Origin of the sequence: Labrys sp. (in: a-proteobacteria) (assembly GCF_047605565.1) — a bacterium.
GTDB classification, from domain to species: Bacteria; Pseudomonadota; Alphaproteobacteria; order Rhizobiales; family Labraceae; genus Labrys; species Labrys neptuniae.
Genome location: NZ_JASGFM010000002.1, coordinates 201,499 through 220,169 on the forward strand (window position 1 = coordinate 201,499; position 18,671 = coordinate 220,169).

Here is an 18,671-nt window from a genome sequence, read left to right on the forward strand (position 1 = left end):
CTGGTTCGGTCTCTGGTTTGCGTCGCGGTGTCTCTTTCCTTTGGGAAAGGACCCGTCTCTTCCGTTGCACGCGGCTCGCCGCCGCATGGGATTGTCGCATCGGAACCTGCGAGGCCGCCAATGGCAATGGCGGCGCCCGCGTCCGGTGAAAAAATTAGACGCCGATCTCCGCAAACAGCTGCTTGGGAGAAAGGCGCAGGGCTGCCGCCCGGCGATGGCCTTCCAGCCCCTCGCTGGCGCTCTGCCGGATGGCCGGCGGGGCGACGGCGGCGATGCCGCGATCGTCCAGCCACTGATGGGTACAGGTCTTGAGGTAGGATCCGACCCACAGGCCTCCTGTGTAGCGCCCCGCGCCCATGGTGGGCAAGGTGTGGTTGGTGCCGCAGCACTTGTCCGAATAGACCACGCTGGCCGAGACGCCGATGAACAGCGAACCGTAATTGCGCAGCCTGGCCGCGGTGGCGTGGGCATCGCGCGTATGGACCTGCAGGTGCTCGGCGGCGATGAAGTCCGAATAGGCCAGCATGGCCGCCTCGTCCTCGCACACGACGATCTCGCCATAGTCGCGCCAGGCCGGGCCGGCGACATTGGCGGTGGGCAGATTGGCGAGTTGGCGCTCGACCTCGGCCAGGGTCGCTTCGGCCAAAGCCCTGTCGGTGGTGATCAGGCCGACGCGGGTGCGCACGTCGTGCTCGGCCTGCGCCAGGAGATCGACGGCGATGGTGACCGCGTCCCCCGTGTCGTCGGCCACCACGAAGATCTCGCTGGGGCCGGCGAGCTGGTCGATGCCGACCAGGCCGAAGACCTGGCGCTTGGCCTCGTTGACGAAGGCATTGCCGGGCCCGAAGATCTTGTCGACGGCCGGGATACTTTCGGTGCCATAGGCCATGGCGGCGATGGCCTGGGCACCGCCGAGCCGGAAGATGCGGTCGGCGCCGGAGAGGTGGCAGCCGGCGATCATGGCCTGGTGGGCGCCGGGCGGCAGGCAGGCGATCACCTCGTCGCAGCCGGCGACCTTGGCGGGCACGATGGTCATCACCGGCGCCGACAGCAGCGGATAGCGCCCGCCCGGCACATAAGCGCCGACGCGGGCGATCGGGATGATGCGGTGGCCGAGATGCAGGCCGGGCAGGGCCTCGATCTCCAGGGGCAGCAGCGTGGCGCGCTGGGCTTCAGCAAAAGCGCGCACCCGCTCGATGGCGAATTCGGTATCGGCGCGGATCTGCGGATCGAGGGCATCCACGGCCGCCTGGCGCTCGGCGGCGCTCACCTCGAAGTGCTCGACATCAATTTTGTCGAATTCGCGTGAATAGTCGCGCAGCGCCGCATCGCCGCGCTTGCGCACCTCGTCGATGACCTGCTTCACGGTCGCTTCCACGGGGCCATTGTCGGTCAGGGCGCTGCGTCCCGGTGCCTTGATGGAGGTGATGCGGGCTTGAATGGCGGGGTCGAGCATTGCTGGCCTTTTCGATCGAATGAGATGCCGAAAGACTTGCCGCCGCAAGCGCTCGGTGCAATTGCCCCGGACGGGTCTGTTCAATATATTCACCATGTGAATGGTGCGAAGCCAGGAGAGCAACGATGAAGATCGGAGACAAGCTGCGCGAATTGCGCCACCGGCGCAAGCTCAGCGTCAGGGAGGTCGCCCTGCGCTCGGGCGTGTCGCATTCCTCGGTCTCGCTGATCGAGCGGGACCTGATCAGTCCTTCGCTCGACACGCTGCGCGCGGTGCTCGACGCGCTCGGCACCACGCTGCCGGGCTTCTTCATCGACCTCAAATCCGCGCTGCCGCAGAGCCCCTTCTACCGGGCTGGTGACCTGACCGAGATCGGGCAGCCGGATGCGATCTCCCATCGCGTCATCGGCCTCGATTATCCCAACAAGTCCATGCTGCTGCTGCACGAGACCTACGCGCCCGGTGCCGATTCAGGCGAAGCCTATGCCCATTCGGCGCAGGAAGGCGGCATGGTGCTGAGCGGCGCCATCGAGATCACCGTCGACGGCAAGGTCGAGGTGCTCCACCCCGGTGACGGCTACTACTTCGACAGCCGCCTGCCGCACCGTTTCCGCAACATCGCGGACGGACGCAGCGAGATCGTCAGCGCGATCACGCCGCCGACCTATTAGGGCCCACCCTTTTCAAGATGTTTCGGGCAGGCCGGGAAGGGTTGATGGAGTAGTGCATAAATACGTAGGACAATGCTGCCCCTCACCTTACCTCTCCCCGTAAGAACGGGGCAGGGGGCTTTGACGTCGAGTTATAGGCAGGAAGCTTTTCATCTCGCGCGACGGTTGGGCGAGATGAAAACTCGAGAATCAAGCACAACGCTTGTGCCTCCTCGCCCCGTTCTTACGGGGAGAGGTAAGGTGAGGGGCAGCGCGACGTCGACGACAGGTGCTTTGGTCGATTTACCGACCATTGCGCTGGCTCTCCCGCCAGCCGGGGGTTGCGTTGCCGCCTGAGGGATGGGAGAGGGAGGGTCCCATGGCGCTTCAGCAGACATCGACCGTTCTCTCCACGCCGGCTCCGCCTGTTTCCAAGACGCGTGCCGAGGCCATCATCCGCGATCACTACGGCCTCGACGTCGAGGCCTTTCCGCTGATCGGGGAGCGGGACAGCAATTTCCGCCTTCATGCGCACGACGGGCGCGAGTTTCTCCTCAAGATCGTCAATCCGGCCGAAGACGTGTCGGTGACCGATTTCCAGACGGAGGCTCTGCTGCACATCGCGCGAGGCGACGCCGACCTGCCGGTACCGCGGGTGGTGCGCACGCAAGCGGGCGAAGCCTATTTCTGGCTGCGCGAACCGGACCAGCAGCCGCGCCTGGTGCGCGTGCTGACCTATCTACCCGGCACGCCGCTGGCCAAGCTCGAACGCGGCCCCACGCTTCGTCGCAATCTCGGTGCGGGCCTGGCCCGGCTCGATCGCGCCCTCGATGGCTTCGAGCATGCCGGCAGTCCGACCGATCTGTTGTGGGACCTCACCCACGCCCCCAGCCTGCGGCCGCTGGTCGTGCATATCGAGGATGAGGATCGCCGTGGCCTCGTCATCGCCGTGCTGGATCGGCTGGAGACCCATACATTGCCCCTGACCGCTGGGCTCCGCACTCAGGTGATCCACAACGACTTCAACCCCTCCAATATCCTGGTCGGGCCGGGGAGTGACGGCGCGTTGGACCAACTCGCCGGCATCATCGATTTCGGCGACATGGTGCGGGCCCCGCTGATCAACGAGGTGGGCGTGTCGGCCTCCTATCACATCGGAGAGGGCGCAGGGTTCCTGGAGCCGGTCAAGGAGTTCGTCGCCGGCTACAACCGCGTCCTGCCCCTCGCGGACGAGGAGATCGCCTGCCTGTTCGACCTCATCCAGGGACGCATGACGTTGACGGCCATCATTACGGCGTGGCGCTGCACGCTGGAGCCCGAGAACCGCGACTACATCCTGCGCAATGCCGGCCGGGCCTGGGCGGGATTGGCGGCTGCGCGCTCGCTCTCGCCAGCCCAGGCGGCGGACGAATTCCACCTTTATTTGAGCAAGGATCGCCTCCCATGACGATGGTCAATGCCTTCGATCCCAGCAACACGGCCGGCTTCGCCGCCGAGGAGGCAGCCCTGATCGAGCGTCGGCGGCGCGTGCTCGGCCCGGCCTATCGGCTGTTCTATGCCCATCCGGTGCATGTGGTCAGGGGCGAGGGGGTCTGGCTCTACGGGCCAGATGACACCGCCTATCTCGACGCCTACAACAATGTCGCCAGCGTCGGCCATTGCCACCCGCATGTGGTGGCGGCGCTGGCGCGCCAGGCCGGGGTGCTCAACACCCATACGCGCTACGTCACCGACGGCATCCTCGATTATGCCGAGCGGCTGGTCGCGACCATGCCGGCCGAGATCGCCAACATCATGTTCACCTGCACCGGCAGCGAGGCCAACGACCTGGCCCTGCGCGTCGCCAAGGCCGTGACCGGCGGCACGGGCGTCATCGTCACCGAGAACGCCTATCATGGCGTAACCGACGTGCTCGCCCACATGTCGCCCTCGCTGGGCGCGGGGGCCCCGATCGCCGAGACGGTGCGGGTGGTGCCCGCACCCACCTCCGCCGATACAAGCGGCGAAGCCTTTGCGCAAGGCGTGAAGGCGGCGATCGCCGACATGGGGGCGAACGGCATCCGCCCTTCGGCGCTGCTGGTCGACACCATCTTCTCCAGCGACGGCGTCTTCGCCGACCCGCCGGGCTTCCTGCGCCCGGCGGTGGAGGCCATCCGTGCCGCCGGCGGCCTGTTCATCGCCGACGAGGTCCAGCCCGGCTTTGGCCGCACCGGTGCCGGCATGTGGGGCTTTGCCCGGCATGGCCTGGTTCCCGATCTCGTCACCATGGGCAAGCCGATGGGCGATGGCCATCCGATGGCGGCCATGGCCGCGAGGCCCGAGCATCTGGAGGCTTTCGGCCGCGAGGTGCGCTATTTCAACACCTTCGGCGGCAATCCGGTCTCCTGCGCTGTGGGCATGGCGGTGCTCGACGTCATCGAGGACGAAGGCTTGATCGCCAATGCTCGCGATGTCGGCGCGGCGCTCAAGGGTGGCCTGGAGGATCTCGGCAGGCACGATGGCCGTATCGGCGAGGTGCGTGGTGCCGGCCTGTTCATCGGCGCCGACATCGTCGATGCCAAGGGCGCCCCGGATGCGGCCGCGGCTGCCGCCATCGTCAATGGCCTGCGTGAGCGCCAGGTGCTGATCTCGGCCACCGGCCGGCAGGGGCACAGCCTGAAGATCCGCCCGCCCATGGTGTTCTCGCATGAGAATGCGGCCCTGCTGATCGAGCGATTGAAGGCGACGCTGGCGGACCTGTAGGGACCCAGCAAGATATGGCCCCTTCTCCCCTTGCGGGTGTCGTCAACTCCCTTGAGTTGACTAGAGTCCCGGCAGGGGGATGAGGGGAGAGACTTCTCCCTGCATAGTATTCTGCAACACCCCTCATCCGGCTGCCGCCACCTTCTCCCGCAAGGCGAGAAGGGGCTTGTTTCTGCCAGTGTGGCGTACGGGCCAGGGTCTATGGAAGGCCCGGCCTTGACATCGAAGCCGTGAGAGAAGCCCCTGTTGCCCAGAGCCCCCGTGCGTTCGCGCACGGTCCCTTCCCGGCGCCCCTGGTCCAATACCCTGTCGCGAGCCGGCGGGGTGGGAGGCCGTAGAAAAATCTTTTCTCAACCCGCCAAGGAAATCGCCTCGTCCTGCGTCTGATGGAACGGTCAACAACTGGCCGGGAGATTGGAATGCGATCATATCATCTTGACGGGGCCGGCTCGTCCGGTGCCGGCGGCGGGGGAGAGTGCCATGACGGCCCTGGCAGCAAGCTTTGATGCAAGGAACCTTGGCCTCTCGCCGCCAAGGCCGCAGGCGTGGCCGCCGCGGCTGGCCTGGCTTTGGCTGCCGACATTGGCATCGGAGCCACCCGAAAGCCTGGGTGCGGTGCGTACGAGCGAGGGCACGGCGGATGGCGCCGATGACGGCGACGCCGGTCTGGTCGCCCGGGCCTGCAGGGGCGACAGCCGTGCCTTCGAGAAACTGATCCGGCGCCACCACGCCATGATCCATCGGGTGGCCTGGCGCCAGACGGGCTTCATCGAGGAAGCCGAGGACATCGTGCAGACCGTGCTGATGCAATTGGTGGAAAAGCTGGCGAGCTATCGCGGCCAGGCGCGCTTCACCACCTGGCTGATCGGCATCACCATCAATGCCTGCCACGATCATCGCCGGCGCAAATCGAGCTTCGGACGCATGAGGCAAGCGCTGTCGAGCTTCGTGTCCGTTGGCGGAGCGGCGAGCGATGACGGCGATCTCGTCCGGCAAAGCTGGCTGAAAAGCGCGCTGGCCGGCCTGTCGCCGGAACTGCGTGCCACTGTGGTGCTGGTGGCGGGGGAAGGGCTCAGCCATCGCGAAGCCGCCGCCGAGCTCGGCATATCCGAAAATACCGTGTCCTGGCGCATGCACCAAGTGCGCAAGCAGCTCGCTGAAGCAGCCGGACACGAAGCGGCGGCCACGGGCCGCAAGGAGATCCGCGATGAGCGTTGATCACGAAGATCGCAAGATCGAACTGCCCGATGCCATCGCCTCCGAGACGGCGCGCGAGAAGGCGATATCGCAGGCCATGGTGGCCTTCGAGGCCAGCCGGCCCAGGCAGGGCGCCGCGCCAAAGTGGTGGCAGGGCCTCGGCCTGGCGTGGGTTGGCGCACGCCCCAGCTTGCGCATGGCGTTGGTGACGGGAGCGGCTCTGCTCGTGATGGTGCCGATCGGCACGTATATGCTGAAGCGGCAGGAGGCACTGCTGCGTCAGGGCGGCACCGACATCGAGGCAATCACCCAGGTCCAGGTCGAAAGACTGCGTAGGCCGGACGACAACCAGAACGTGGCTCAGCAGGCACCGGCAACACCGACTGAATCGGCGCAGGACAAGACTGTGCTGGCCAGGCCCGTGGCGGCGCCGCCGCCCAGTCCCAGCGCTGCGCGCGACACACGGATGATGCCGGGGATGATCGGTGGCTATTCGGCAGAAAACCGCTATGAGGCTTCCGACACTTTCGGCCCCAGGGCCTCGCAGGAAATTGGCCGCGACAAATTCTCCAACGCGCCGCAGAACGCCTTCAAGGCTGTGTCTCAGGATCCGGTCTCGACCTTCTCGCTGGACGTCGACACCGCGTCCTATTCCTATGTACGGGCTGCGCTCAACCAGAACCTGCTGCCCCGGCCCGAAGCGGTGCGCGTCGAGGAGATGATCAATTATTTCCCCTATGACTATGCCGCCCCTGCCAGTGCCGAGGAGCCGTTCTCGACGGCCGCCACGATGATGCCCAATCCCTGGCAGCCAGGGCACAAGCTCCTGCGCATCGGCATCAAGGGCTACAGCCTCCAGGCCCAAGAACGGCCGGCTGCCAATCTTGTCTTCCTGATCGATACCTCCGGCTCGATGAACGAAGCGAGCAAGCTGCCTTTGCTGGTCAAGTCGCTCGGCATGCTGGTCGATACGCTGCGGCCGGAGGACAAGGTCTCGATCGTCACCTATGCCGGTTCGGCCGGCGTGGTGCTGCCGCCGACCAAGGCGTCCGACAAGGCCTCCATCCTCGCTGCCCTCGACAGGCTGCAGGCCGGCGGCTCGACGGCCGGCGGGGAGGGGATTCGCCTCGCTTATCAGCAGGCCGAGGCGAATTTCGACCCCAAGGCGGTCAACCGCGTGCTGCTCGCCACCGATGGCGATTTCAATGTCGGCATCACCGATCCCGGCGAACTGCGCGGCTTCGTCGAGCGCGAGCGCGGCAAGGGTATCTTCCTGTCCGTGCTCGGCTTCGGCATGGGCAATCTCAACGACCAGATGATGCAGGAACTGGCGCAGAACGGGAACGGCGTTGCCGCCTATATCGACACGCTGAACGAGGCCCGCAAGGTGCTGGTCGAGGAGGCGACGTCGAGCCTGTTTCCCATCGCCAAGGATGTGAAGATCCAGGTCGAGTTCAATCCGACGGCGGTGAGCGATTATCGCCTGATCGGCTACGAGACCCGCATGCTCAAGACCGAGGAGTTCAACAACGACAAGGTCGATGCCGGCGATGTCGGCTCGGGGGCGGGCGTGACGGCGATCTACGATGTCGTGCCGGCTGGTGCGACGCGCACGGTCGACGGCAGCCGTTATCAGGCAGCCCAGCCGGTCCTGCCGTCGGACAAGGCCGACGAATATGCCTTCGTGAAGATCCGCTACAAGCTGCCGAAATCCGAGACGAGCCGGTTGATCACCACCCCGGTGACGCATGCCGGAGAAGCCGTCACGCTGGCGCAGGCATCCAGCGATGCGCGCTTTGCCGTGGCCGTGGCGGGTTTCGGCGAATGGCTGCGTGGCGGCAAATATGCCGGCACGCTCAAGCCCGACGACATCATCGCGCTCGCAGCCGGTGCTAAGGGCGACGACCCCTATGGCTATCGCGCCGAGTTCGTCAATCTGGTGCGGGCGGCCAAGACGGCGAAGGGCTTGCCGCAGCAGCCGTAATGTGGTCACCGCCCATCAAGATAAAATACCTTCTCCCCTTGCGGGAGAAGGTGGCGGCAGCCGGATGAGGGGTGGACGCGCCATACTCGGTATGCGCAGCAAAACCCCTCATCCCCCTACCGGGACCTTCTCCCGCAAGGGGAGAAGGGATCCGATTTTGCGCGCTTTCCGCAAAAGAAAAAGCCGCCCGGCCTTTCGGCGGGCGGCTTTTCAAGATGTTGTGCCAGTCCTGCTCAGTTGAGCTTGGCGCGCACTTCGTTGAGGGCAGCCGACATCAGATTGCCGGCGCTGGCAGCGGGCTGGTCGGCAAGGATCGTGGTGGCAGCCTTGACGGCGGCATCCGCGGCGGCAGCCTTGACCTCGGCAACGGCCGACGACTCGGCTTGCGCGATCTTCTGATCGGCCAGCTTGGTGCGGCGGGCGACGAAGTCTTCGATCTTGGCGATTTGCTCGGCCTTGAAACGCTCGGCCTCGGCCTTGGCAGCTTCGATCATCGCAGCAGCTTCGGCTTCCGCTTCCTTCTGCTTCTTCTGATAGTCGGCCAGCAGCTTCTGGGCTTCCTCGCGCAGGGAGCGGGCCTGCTCGAGTTCGGCACGCACGGCGTTGCCGCGGGCGTCGAGGCCCTTGCCGATCTGCCCGAAGGCACCGAGCTTCCAGGCGATGGCCAGGAAGATCAGCGTGGCGATGAGGATGTAGAACTCCGGCCCGGCAGGGTTGAAGAGTTCGTGGATCATCTCGGCGAAATATTCGATCACGCCCGCCTCCTTACTTGGCCATGGCGGCGTCGACGGCGGACTGAACCGTCTGCGGCTCGGGCGCCTTGCCGAGCAGTTGCTCGACGATGGCGTTGGTGGCGTCGACGGCGATGCCGTTGACGTTGCCGAGCGCAGCCTGCTTGGTCGCCAGGATCTTGGCCTCCGCTGCCGCCAGCTTGGCCGAGAGATCGGCTTCGAGCGACTTGCGGGTGGTATCCGTTTCGGCGGTCACGGCAGCACGTGTTTCGGCTGCAATGCTCTGCGCCTTGGCGCGGGCCTTGATCAGCGCGGTCTGATAGGAGGCCACGGCCTCGTCACTGTCCGCCTTGGCCTTCTGCGCAGCCGCAAGGTCCGCCGCGATCTTAGCCGACCGCTCGGAGAGGATGCCGGCGATGCGCGGCAGCGCGATCTTCGACATCAGGATGTAGAGAAGCCCGAAAGCGATGACCAGCCACACGAGCTGTGAGGCAAAGGACGAGCTGTCGAAGGGCGGGAATGCGCCCTTGGCCCCATGTGCATCGCCGGGAACCTCGGTTCCTGCGTGACTTTCAGCCATGAAACACCTTCAACGGATGTGCACTCACGTCTTTGCAGGCCAAGCTACAAACAGATGGAGCCACAAACAGGGGATTGCTGCATTCCAGCCAATCAAACGATGAACGGCCTCGCGATTTCTGATCGCGAAAGCCGTCCCGTTCGGCGTGGCTGGCGCGGATCAGACTGCGAAGAGGAGCAGCAGAGCGACGAGCAGCGAGAAGATGCCGAGAGCTTCGGTCAGAGCGAAGCCGAGGAGCAGCGTGCCGCGCTGGCCGTCGGCAGCCGACGGGTTGCGCAGGGCGCCCGAGAGGAACTGGCCGAACAGGTTGCCGAGGCCGATACCAGCGCCGGCCATGCCGATGCAAGCGAGACCAGCGCCGATATACTTAGCTGCGACGGGATCCATGGAGAACTCCTGTTGGTGTAGGTTTTGTTGGATTTAGACGGGATCAATGGCCGGGGTGAAGGGCGTCATTGAGGTAGATGCAGGTCAGCGTGGCGAAGACATAGGCTTGCAGCACGGCAACCAGCACTTCGAGCGCCACCAGGGCGATCACGAGAAGCAGGGGCAGGGGCGATAGGATCGCCGTCGCCACGCCGGCACTGGCGAGCATGACGATGAAACCGGCGAAGATCTTGAGCGCGATATGGCCGGCCAGCATGTTGGCGAAGAGACGGACGGAGAGGCTGATCGGGCGCGAGACGAAGGAGATGATCTCGATCGCCACCAACAGCGGCAGCAGCACGGCCGGTACGCCGGAGGGCACGAACAGCTTCAGGAAATGGGCGCCGTTCTTGTAGAAACCGTAGAGGATCACCGTTGATATCACCAGAGCCGCCAGCGCAAAGGTGACGATGATGTGGCTGGTGACGGTGAAGAAGCCGGGAATCAGGCCGAGCACGTTGCAGAACAGCACGAACATGAACAGCGAGAACACCAACGGCATGAAGCGCATGCCCTCGTTCCCGGCTGAGGAACGCACGGTGCCGGCCACGAATTCGTAGAAGGTCTCGGCGAGGGACTGCCAACGGCCCGGCACGGTGGCGCGGGAAGAAGTCGTCGCGATCATCACCAGCGCGATGAGGATCACCGCCAGGAACATGAAGAGAGCCGAATTGGTGAACGCGATGCTGCCGATATGGAAGAGCGGCTTGATCTCGAACTGCGTAATCGGACTATGCATCGCCAGCGAGGCCCTGTCTTCTAGTGTGGCGCGAGGCGCCGGTTCATTCCTGTTTGTCGGGCGTTTTGCCCAACATATTCGAGGCACGCAACAAGTTCCGGACACCTGCCGCAAAGCCCAGCATCAAAAAGATGATGAGCCCCCACGGCGAAGTACCGGCAAACCGGTCCACGACCCATCCAAGCAGACCACCGGCGACGATGCCACCGACGAACTCGGACGAGAGGCGCATGGCCTTGCCGATCGCAGAAGGATCGCCCTCCTGCTTGCGCACCTTGGCCGCTTCGGCTGCTTCCCCGGCCTTGATGGAACCGAGGCGCTCGTCGAGACGGCGCAAGCGTTCGTTTAATTCACGATCGCGGGATTCGTCTTTGCCGGATTTGCCGGCCTGGTCCGCTTCGTCGCTCGCCATTGCGGCAACATGCTCCCTGGCCGGCCAAAACAGAGCCGGACGCCCCCCTTGAAAACGGCGGGACCATACCCACGCCCCCTTGCGGTGTCAAGGCGAGGTGAAATTATGCCAAGTCTTTGAGAACAAATAAAAAATGGGGAGAATGGCATCGGCTGCCGGCTTTTCTTCACGGGACAAGCCATGGTTGCGACGTCACATTTGGCCATGTCGGCATGCGCAAGCCCGCCTTGAAGCCGCCGCGACGCCGCCACAGATGGGCGGCGGGGCGGAAATCGGCACGAGAATCAGGCCCTCATGCCACCTCCAGGCGTTCCGGCGCAACGTGATCCACGAGGCCCCAGGCCTGGGCTTCGTCCGCCGACATGAAATTGTCGCGGTCCATGGCCGCCTCGACCTCCGCGACGGTGCGGCCGCAATGCTGGGCATACAGGCCGTTGAGGCGGGCTCTCGACTTGATGATGTTGTTGGCGTGGATGAGCATGTCGCTGGCCTGGCCCTGATAGCCGCCGGAGGGCTGGTGCACCATGATCGAGGCGTTGGGCAGGGCGAAGCGGCGGCCGGCCGTGCCGGCCATCAGGATGAAGGAGCCGAGGGAGAAAGCCGATCCCATGCACAATGTCGAGACCGGGCTCTTGATGAACTGCATGGTGTCATAGATGGCAAAGCCTGAAGTCACCGATCCGCCCGGGGAGTTGATGTAGAGCGAGATCTCCTTCCTGGAGTTCTCCGCCTCCAGGAACAGGAGCTGGGCGCAGACCAGGGCGGAGACGCCGTCATCGACGGGGCCGTTGATGAAGATGATGCGCTCGCGCAAGAGGCGGGAGAAGATGTCGAAGGCGCGTTCGCCGCGGGTGGACTGCTCCACCACCATGGGGACGAGAGAATTCATCACGGGTTCCTCAAGCCGCCTTTAACAGCATGGTCGGCTGGTTGAGATTGGCGGCGACGGGCCGCAGGACGAAGCTGTCCTGGGTAATGCGCAGCAGCGTGGAACCCTCACCATGCGGCGCGAGCTCGAAGGTGACGACGCTGTCGAGGATGCGCTCCTGCATCTTTTCGCTCCAGGCATAGCGCAGCATTTGCTGGGCCTCGGCGGCGAGCAGACGGCAATCGACCAGTTCCGGCTCGCTGGAATCCCGCCGTGGCGAATGGGCGGCATCGGTGCCGTTCTCGGCCGGCCTCAGCCAGGCGGCGACATAGTCGGGAATGGTGAGAGCACGCCAGACCTTGGCAGGCGGGGCTTCCAGCACGCTCTCGAAGTGGAGGTCGTCCGGCGCCGCCTTGTCTTCCATACTCTTGGTCGTCGCGTCGCGCAGGATCGTCATTGGTCCATCTCCTTCAGCACGGCCTTGAGTCTGTCGATGCGCCCGGGCCAGAAGCTGGCATAGCGGTCGACCCATTCGGCCAGAGGGGCGAGGGCCTGGGGGGCAGCACGGTAATGCACCATGCGCCCCTCGCGCCGCTCGGCCACCAGGCCAGCCTCGCGCAGCACGGCCAGGTGCTGCGAGATTGCCGGCTGGGAAATATCGAAGCCGGCCTTGATCTGTGAAACACTCATCTCGCCGCCGGCGAGCCGTTCATAGACGGCACGGCGCGTAGGGTCAGCGAGGGCACGGAAGAGATTCGTCTGCATCATGCAAAACACATAAGCATTTACTTATGGATTCGGCAAGGGAAGATCGTGGTGCAGATCACCAGACGCCGGATCATCATGTTATTTTCTGGAATTGCCTGCTCTTGGAAACGCGATGCCGTGGGCCGAGAAGCAGGCAGGGATGCCTGCGATCCCAGGGACTACACTGCTTCCAAAAACTTCTCGGCTTCGCTCAGATTGACCGAAACGAGCTGGCTGACGCCGCGCTCGGCCATGGTGACGCCGAACAGGCGATTCTGGCGCGACATGGTGATCGGGTTGTGAGTGATGGTGACGAAACGCGTCTCGGTCTCGCGAATCATCGCATCGAGGAGATCGCAGAAGCGCTCCACATTGGCGTCATCGAGCGGCGCGTCGACTTCGTCGAGCACGCAGATCGGCGCCGGATTGGTGAGGAACACCGCAAAGATCAGTGCCATCGCCGTGAGGGCCTGCTCGCCGCCCGAGAGCAGGGACAGGGTCTGCGGCTTCTTGCCCGGCGGGCGGGCCAGCATTTCCAGGCCGGCTTCCAACGGATCGTCCGACTCGGTGAGCTGCAGTTCCGCCGTGCCGCCGCCGAACAGGGTCTGGAACAGGCGCTGGAAGTGACCGTTGACCACGTCGAAGGCGGCGAGCAGCCTCTCGCGCCCTTCGCGGTTGAGGCCGGCGATCGCCTGGCGCAGGCGCTTGATCGCCTCGACCAGATCGTCCCGCTCGCTGACGAGGCCGTCGAGCTGGGTCTGCACGTCCTTCTGCTCGTCCTCGGCCCTGAGATTGACCGCGCCGAGGCGCTCACGCTCGCGCTTGGCATCCTCCAAAGTGCGCTCGACCGCACGCCGGTCGGGAATGGGTGCGTCGGCTGCGAGATTGGCGAGCTTCAGGAGGCCCGTCGGAGCAACGTTCAGCGCTTCCTCGATCTCGGCCACGATCTGGGACCGGCGCGCGCGCAGGGCGTCCAGCTTCTCCTCCGAGCGCACCTGCTCCTCGCGGGCCTGGCTCAAGGCAACCAGCGCTTCGCGGCCCTGGCGATCGGTCTGGGCCAGGCGGGTCTCGGCCTCGGCCAGGCGATCGGCGGCAATCTTGCGTGCCTCTTCCGCGGCTTCGGTCTCCGCGATCAGGCCCCGCCGCCGTGCCGCGAAGACGACCGGTGCGTCGTCAAACTCCGCCCGTTCGATTTCCAGCTCCGTCAGGCGGCTGGTCAGCGTCTCGATCTGGGCCGCGCCATTCTCCTGGCGGTCTTTCCAAGACTGGCTTTCCTGGCCGATAGCGGCAAGGCGCCTTGCGCGCAATTCGTCCTCGCGCGCCAGCGTTTGGGCCTGGGCGCGTGTCTCGGCGACCTCGGCACGGCCTTCCGCCACGGCCTGGCGCAATTCCTGCAAGCGGGCATTGAGGGCGCTGCCGTCGGGCAGCGCCGACAAAGTCCGTCTTGTCTGCTCGCAGGCCTCGCGCGCTTCGGCAAGGTCGCTGCCGAGGCGGCTGCCGGCCTCGTCCAGAGCCGAGAGCCGGCTGGCGAGTTGAGCAGCCTGACGCTCGGCCGCGACGGCGCGCTCACGCAGCTGGTCGGCTTCGTGGCTGAGATTGCGCCATGCGTCGCGCGTGGTGCGCTCGCGCTCGGCGGCCTGCCGCGAGGCGGCCTGCGCCATCTCGGCTTCGCGGCGGCGGGGCGCGACGGCATCCCGGGCCTCCTGGGCCTGCTCTTCCAGTTCGGCCAGACGGTTGCGCTCGGCCAGGCGTCGGGCGGCGGGAGAGGGGGCTTCCGCCGCGGCCACGAAGCCATCCCAGCGCCATAGATCGCCCTCGCGGCTCACCAGCCTCTGCCCTGGGGCGAGCAGGGCCTTGAGGCGGGGACCGTCGGCCCTGTCGACGATGCCGATCTGGGCCAGGCGGCGCGCCAGGCCGTCGGGGCCCTGGACGAAGCTCGCCAGCGCCTCGGTACCGGCGGGCAAGGGCGGATCGCCGTCGGCGACGGCGGCACCCGACCAATGGGCCGGTGCGTCGAGATCGGTGGGGGCGTCGATATCCTCGCCGAGTGCGGCGCCGAGCGCGATCTCATAGCCCTTGGCAACCTGGAGGGCGTCGGCGATCGGGGGGTATTTCGCGCCGGCCGGCGTCAGCACCAGCTTGGCCAGGGTCCGTGCCTCGGTTTCCAGGCGGTTGGCCGTGCGTTCGGCTTCCTGGAGAGGCCCGCGTGTTGCGGCTTCGGCGTCCCGCGCCTCGGTATGGGCAGCCTCGGCTTCCATGGCGGCCTGCTCGGCCTGGCTGCGCCGCTCCTGCAGCTCGGCCAGCTGTTGCTGGAGCTGCCCGGCGATGGCGGCGGCATTGGAGCCGGTGCGAAGGGCTTCGCCCTCACGCTGGATCTCGGCGAGCTGGCGTTCCAGACGGACCATACGCTCCCTGGCCTCGCGCTCGCTGCGTTCGGCCTGGACGCGCGAGGCCTGGAGTTCGGCCAGGGCGCTCTGGGCCTCGCCCATCGCCCTTTCCTCGCCGGCCAAGGCGGCTTCGGCGTCCCGCAACAGGCCGGCGGCCTCGGAGGCCCGTTCCTTGCTGCCATCCTGCTCGGCCCTCAGGGCGGACTCCTCGGCCGTCAGACGCTGCAGCATGGTGCCGGCATCCGATATCATCGACTTCTCGCGCGTGATGTCGGCGCCGGCCTGGCGGATACGGTGGTCGAGCTCGATGCGCCGCTCGCCGGCCCGCCGCTCCTCCTGGTCCAGCTGCTCGCGCGCCAGCACCAGGCGATGCAGGGCGGTGCCGGCAGCATGTTCGGCCTCACGCAAAGGCGGCATCTCATGGGCGGCGATGGCGGCGAGGCGGGCGGTCTCGGCCTGTGCGCGCGTGCGCTCGGCCACGGTGCGGGTATCGAGGTCGAGGCGTTTCTCAGCCTCGATCACCAGCCGCCCCGCTTCCTCGAAGGCGATGTGGAAGATGAGGGCTTCGGCCTGCCGGATCTCGTTGGAGAGGCCGCGATAGCGAAAAGCCTGGCGGGACTGGCGCTTGAGGCTGTCGAGCTGGGTTTCGATCTGGGTCAGCACGTCCTCGAGCCGTTCCAGATTGCTTTCTGCCGCCTTCAATCGCAGCTCCGCCTCATGGCGGCGCGTATGCAGGCCGGAGATGCCGGCCGCCTCCTCGAGGATGCGGCGGCGCGATTGCGGCTTGGCGGCGATGAGTTCGGCAATCTGTCCCTGGCGCACCATGGCGGGCGAGCGCGCGCCGGTGGAGGCGTCGGCGAAGATGAGCTGCACGTCTCGGGCGCGCACTTCGCGGCCGTTGATGCGGTAATTGGAGCCGCGATCACGCTCGATGCGGCGGGAGATTTCCAGGATATCGGCGTCGTTGAAGGCAGCCGGGGCGGTGCGGTCCTTGTTCTCGACCGTCAGCATCACCTCGGCCATGTTGCGGGGCGGCCGGTTCCCCGAGCCGCCGAAGATGACATCGTCCATCTCGGCGGCACGCAGGTTCTTGTGGCTGCTCTCGCCCATCACCCAGCGCAGGGCTTCGACCAGGTTCGACTTGCCGCAGCCGTTCGGCCCGACCACGCCGGTCAAACCGGGTTCGATCAGGAAATCCGTCGGTTCGACGAAGGACTTGAAGCCGAGAAGCCTGAGCTTGGTTAGTTTCATCCATCACCCCGCAGTCCGGCGGGGCCGGGACTGCTTTCAGGATTTGAGGAACGGATCGACGACCTGGGAGAACTCGTCGATCGTGATCTCGCCGCCCTTCCTGATACCGTTGATGAAGAAGGTCGGCGTGCCATCGATACCGAAAGCCGAAGAACCACGCTCCTTCACGGCATTTACGCCAGCATAGAGCGTCTGGTCTTTCAAGCAGGCCTGGAACTGTTCCTGTGTAAAACCGGACTGCTTGGCGATGCCGAACAGGGCCGGAAGCACCTGCTTGGCGTCGTTGACGAACGCCCAGCTCTCCTGCTGCGAGAACAGCACGTCGAGCATGGTGTAATATTTCTCAGGCGGTGCGTCCTTGGCAATGCAGCGTGCCAGCATGAAGGCGGCCGTGGCACGCGGATCGAGCGGGAATTCGCGCATCGTCCACAGCACCTTGCCGGTATCGATGTATTTTTGCTTGATGGCCGGGAACACGTCCTTGGCAAAGCGCGCGCAATGGGGGCAGGTCATCGAGGCATATTCATAGACCTTGACCGGCGCATCCGGCTTGCCGAGCGCGATATCGGGGATGGGGCCGGGCACGGCCAGTTCGAGCAGGCTGACCTTGTCGTCGGCCGCGAGGGCGGGCAGGGCCGCAAGCGCCGGACTCGCCGCAAGGGCTGCGATCAGGGTACGGCGGGAAAGCATCGGGCTCATCGGCGACTCATGTCCTTTGTCATTGCGCGCGTCGGCGCACTCTATGTGTGCGGTACTTGAGCCTTGCAATTATGGCAACAGGCAGACCGACCACCTTCACGTAGGTGTGACCGGCTTGACTGTAGCCGGCTTGGTGCGGCGGGGCGAACCGCGAACCTGCCGCCCCAGCCGTTCCAGCGCCTCGCGCAGGCCAGGGTTCTCGATGCCGCTGAGATCGTCGGCCAATTGGCGCGAGGCCTCGGGGGGCAGGTCGGGAATCCCGGGCCTCTGCCTCGGTGCCGGATGGTCCACCGGCCCCTGCTTGAGGCGCAGCTTGCCGACGCAGCGCCAGCCGAAGACGGCATTGATGCGCTCGACGATCTGGCCGGCCGACATCTCGACCTCCAGCGCGAAGGCGCTCTCGACCCGCAGGATCAGGGTCGCGGCAGCAGGCGCCGCATCGGAGGCTTCGCCCTTGGGGCGAGGCGGCCACTGCATCTTCACAGGCAAGGAATGGGCCGAAAGGCGGGCGCCGACAATATCCGGCCAGTGCCCGATGATATCGGCCGTGGCGAAGCCGCGTGCCTTGAGGGCGTCGGCCAGGGCCGGGCCGACGAGATCGGCGAAGGGGCGAGCCGACCTTCGCTTGATGGACACCCGCTGTTGAGATGCCTGTTGTGAAGAGTTGGGCTTGTTGATCATGGCCGATCTGTGGAATGAGGGGCCATGCTTAATAGTGTCGCTCCCGAGGTCAAGTCCCCAGAAGGCCTGCACGCAGATGCCCTGCTCGCCTGGTATGACAGGCATCGCAGGAGGCTGCCCTGGCGGGCGCTGCCCGGCGAGAAGCCGGATCCCTACCGCGTCTGGCTCTCCGAGATTATGCTGCAGCAGACCACGGTGAAGACCGTCGGCCCCTATTTCCAGGCTTTTCTGACACGCTGGCCCACGGTCGACGCCATGGCCGAGAGCGATGAGGAGGATATCCTCAAGGCCTGGGCCGGGCTCGGCTATTATTCGCGAGCCCGCAACCTGCATGCCTGCGCCCGTTTCGTCAGTGCGAGGCTGGACGGTCGTTTTCCCGACACGGTCGAGGGCCTGAGGCAGCTGCCGGGGATCGGGGCCTATACGGCGGCGGCCGTGGCCGCGATCGCCTTCGACCGGCGCGCGGCCGTGGTCGACGGCAATGTTGAGCGGGTGGTGACCCGGCTCGAAGCGCTGGAGACGCCCCTGCCGCAGGCCAAGCCTCGGATCGCCGAAATCGTCGACGGCATGACGCCGGCCGACAGGCCCGGCGATTTCGCGCAAGGCATGATGGATCTCGGGGCGACGATCTGCACCCCGAAACGCCCGGCTTGCGGCCTGTGCCCCTATCTGCCCTTCTGCCGGGCACGCCGGGAAGGCACGCAGGAGACATTTCCGCGCAAGGCCCCCAAGGCCAGGCGTCCGTTGCGCAGGGGCGCGGCGTTCTGGATCGTCAGGCCGGACGGCTGGGTGTTGGTGCGCAAGCGCCCCGACAAGGGTCTGCTCGGCGGCATGACGGAGATTCCCTCCAGCGTGTGGAGCGAAGACTTCGATTCAGGCACTGCCGTCAACTACGCGCCGCTGAAGGCGAAATGGCGCAAGCTCCCGGGCGAGGTGAGCCATGGCTTCACTCATTTCGAGCTCGCCGTCAGCGTCTATGCCGCCGATGCCCTGCTGAGCACCAAGGCGCCCGCCGATTGCCGCTGGGTTCGCCTCGATGAGCTCGACGGCGAAGCCCTGCCCACCGTGATGCGCAAGATCGTGGCACTGGCGCGGGGGAGTTAAATACGCGCGAGCGGGAT

At 65.8% G+C, this 18,671-nt stretch carries 18 protein-coding genes; 6 read left to right on the top strand and 12 right to left on the bottom strand.

From position 1 onward, the window contains the following. Positions 1 to 154: 154 nt before the first annotated feature. Positions 155 to 1,456, bottom strand: coding sequence for a histidinol dehydrogenase (gene hisD / locus QM672_RS03050; protein ID WP_415080573.1), 1,302 nt, complete (start codon positions 1,454 to 1,456; stop codon positions 155 to 157). 125 nt (positions 1,457 to 1,581) lie between these two features. Between hisD and QM672_RS03055 the strand changes: the two genes are divergently transcribed. From QM672_RS03055 to QM672_RS03075, 5 genes are all read left to right on the top strand, one after another. Beyond that, positions 1,582 to 2,127, top strand: coding sequence for a cupin domain-containing protein (locus tag QM672_RS03055; RefSeq protein ID WP_311943128.1), 546 nt, complete (start codon positions 1,582 to 1,584; stop codon positions 2,125 to 2,127). A 358-nt stretch (positions 2,128 to 2,485) separates the two neighbouring features. Next, complete coding sequence (locus QM672_RS03060) at positions 2,486 to 3,553, top strand: phosphotransferase (RefSeq protein WP_415080574.1); 1,068 nt, start codon at positions 2,486 to 2,488, stop codon at positions 3,551 to 3,553. Further along, positions 3,550 to 4,848 (top strand): aspartate aminotransferase family protein, encoded by a 1,299-nt coding sequence (locus QM672_RS03065; protein WP_415080575.1) that lies wholly within the window; start codon positions 3,550 to 3,552, stop codon positions 4,846 to 4,848. The genes QM672_RS03060 and QM672_RS03065 overlap by 4 nt, the downstream gene beginning before the upstream one ends. Before the next feature lie 480 nt (positions 4,849 to 5,328). Continuing rightward, complete coding sequence (locus QM672_RS03070) at positions 5,329 to 6,066, top strand: RNA polymerase sigma factor (RefSeq protein WP_311942089.1); 738 nt, start codon at positions 5,329 to 5,331, stop codon at positions 6,064 to 6,066. Beyond that, positions 6,056 to 8,029, top strand: coding sequence for a vWA domain-containing protein (locus QM672_RS03075; protein WP_415080576.1), 1,974 nt, complete (start codon positions 6,056 to 6,058; stop codon positions 8,027 to 8,029). Before QM672_RS03070 ends, QM672_RS03075 begins: the two co-directional genes overlap by 11 nt. Before the next feature lie 233 nt (positions 8,030 to 8,262). On the opposite strand, the gene QM672_RS03080 is transcribed toward QM672_RS03075, so the two are convergent. The 11 genes from QM672_RS03080 to QM672_RS03130 form a co-directional block, all read right to left on the bottom strand. Next, complete coding sequence (locus QM672_RS03080; RefSeq protein WP_367626637.1) at positions 8,263 to 8,763, bottom strand: ATP F0F1 synthase subunit B; 501 nt, start codon at positions 8,761 to 8,763, stop codon at positions 8,263 to 8,265. 31 nt (positions 8,764 to 8,794) lie between these two features. After that, positions 8,795 to 9,340 (bottom strand): F0F1 ATP synthase subunit B, encoded by a 546-nt coding sequence (locus QM672_RS03085; protein ID WP_068291852.1) that lies wholly within the window; start codon positions 9,338 to 9,340, stop codon positions 8,795 to 8,797. Positions 9,341 to 9,499: 159 nt separating this feature from the next. Next, entirely contained in the window at positions 9,500 to 9,727 is a 228-nt protein-coding gene (locus QM672_RS03090; protein WP_068291855.1) for a F0F1 ATP synthase subunit C, read from the bottom strand. 43 nt (positions 9,728 to 9,770) lie between these two features. Continuing rightward, positions 9,771 to 10,505 (bottom strand): F0F1 ATP synthase subunit A, encoded by a 735-nt coding sequence (locus QM672_RS03095; protein ID WP_376717746.1) that lies wholly within the window; start codon positions 10,503 to 10,505, stop codon positions 9,771 to 9,773. Positions 10,506 to 10,548: 43 nt separating this feature from the next. Beyond that, positions 10,549 to 10,917 (bottom strand): AtpZ/AtpI family protein, encoded by a 369-nt coding sequence (locus tag QM672_RS03100; protein WP_311942103.1) that lies wholly within the window; start codon positions 10,915 to 10,917, stop codon positions 10,549 to 10,551. A 292-nt stretch (positions 10,918 to 11,209) separates the two neighbouring features. After that, positions 11,210 to 11,806: an ATP-dependent Clp protease proteolytic subunit gene (locus tag QM672_RS03105; protein ID WP_311942106.1), complete on the bottom strand. Its 597-nt coding sequence runs from the start codon at positions 11,804 to 11,806 to the stop codon at positions 11,210 to 11,212. Between the two features lie 10 nt (positions 11,807 to 11,816). Next, positions 11,817 to 12,242, bottom strand: coding sequence for an SRPBCC family protein (locus tag QM672_RS03110; protein WP_415080577.1), 426 nt, complete (start codon positions 12,240 to 12,242; stop codon positions 11,817 to 11,819). Further along, the gene (locus QM672_RS03115; RefSeq protein WP_415080578.1) at positions 12,239 to 12,553 is read right to left on the bottom strand and encodes an ArsR/SmtB family transcription factor; all 315 of its coding nucleotides are present in this window, start codon (positions 12,551 to 12,553) and stop codon (positions 12,239 to 12,241) included. The genes QM672_RS03110 and QM672_RS03115 overlap by 4 nt, the downstream gene beginning before the upstream one ends. A gap of 158 nt (positions 12,554 to 12,711) precedes the next feature. Further along, on the bottom strand, positions 12,712 to 16,170 hold the full coding sequence (locus QM672_RS03120; protein ID WP_415080579.1) for a chromosome segregation SMC family protein: 3,459 nt from the start codon (positions 16,168 to 16,170) through the stop codon (positions 12,712 to 12,714). A 36-nt stretch (positions 16,171 to 16,206) separates the two neighbouring features. After that, positions 16,207 to 16,869, bottom strand: coding sequence for a DsbA family protein (locus QM672_RS03125; RefSeq protein ID WP_311942118.1), 663 nt, complete (start codon positions 16,867 to 16,869; stop codon positions 16,207 to 16,209). Between the two features lie 96 nt (positions 16,870 to 16,965). Continuing rightward, positions 16,966 to 17,505, bottom strand: coding sequence for a DUF721 domain-containing protein (locus QM672_RS03130; RefSeq protein WP_415080580.1), 540 nt, complete (start codon positions 17,503 to 17,505; stop codon positions 16,966 to 16,968). A gap of 69 nt (positions 17,506 to 17,574) precedes the next feature. On the opposite strand from QM672_RS03130, the gene mutY reads away from it, so the two are divergent. After that, positions 17,575 to 18,654, top strand: a complete 1,080-nt coding sequence (gene mutY / locus QM672_RS03135; RefSeq protein WP_367626621.1) for an A/G-specific adenine glycosylase — start codon at positions 17,575 to 17,577, stop codon at positions 18,652 to 18,654. The last annotated feature ends 17 nt before the right edge of the window (positions 18,655 to 18,671 follow it).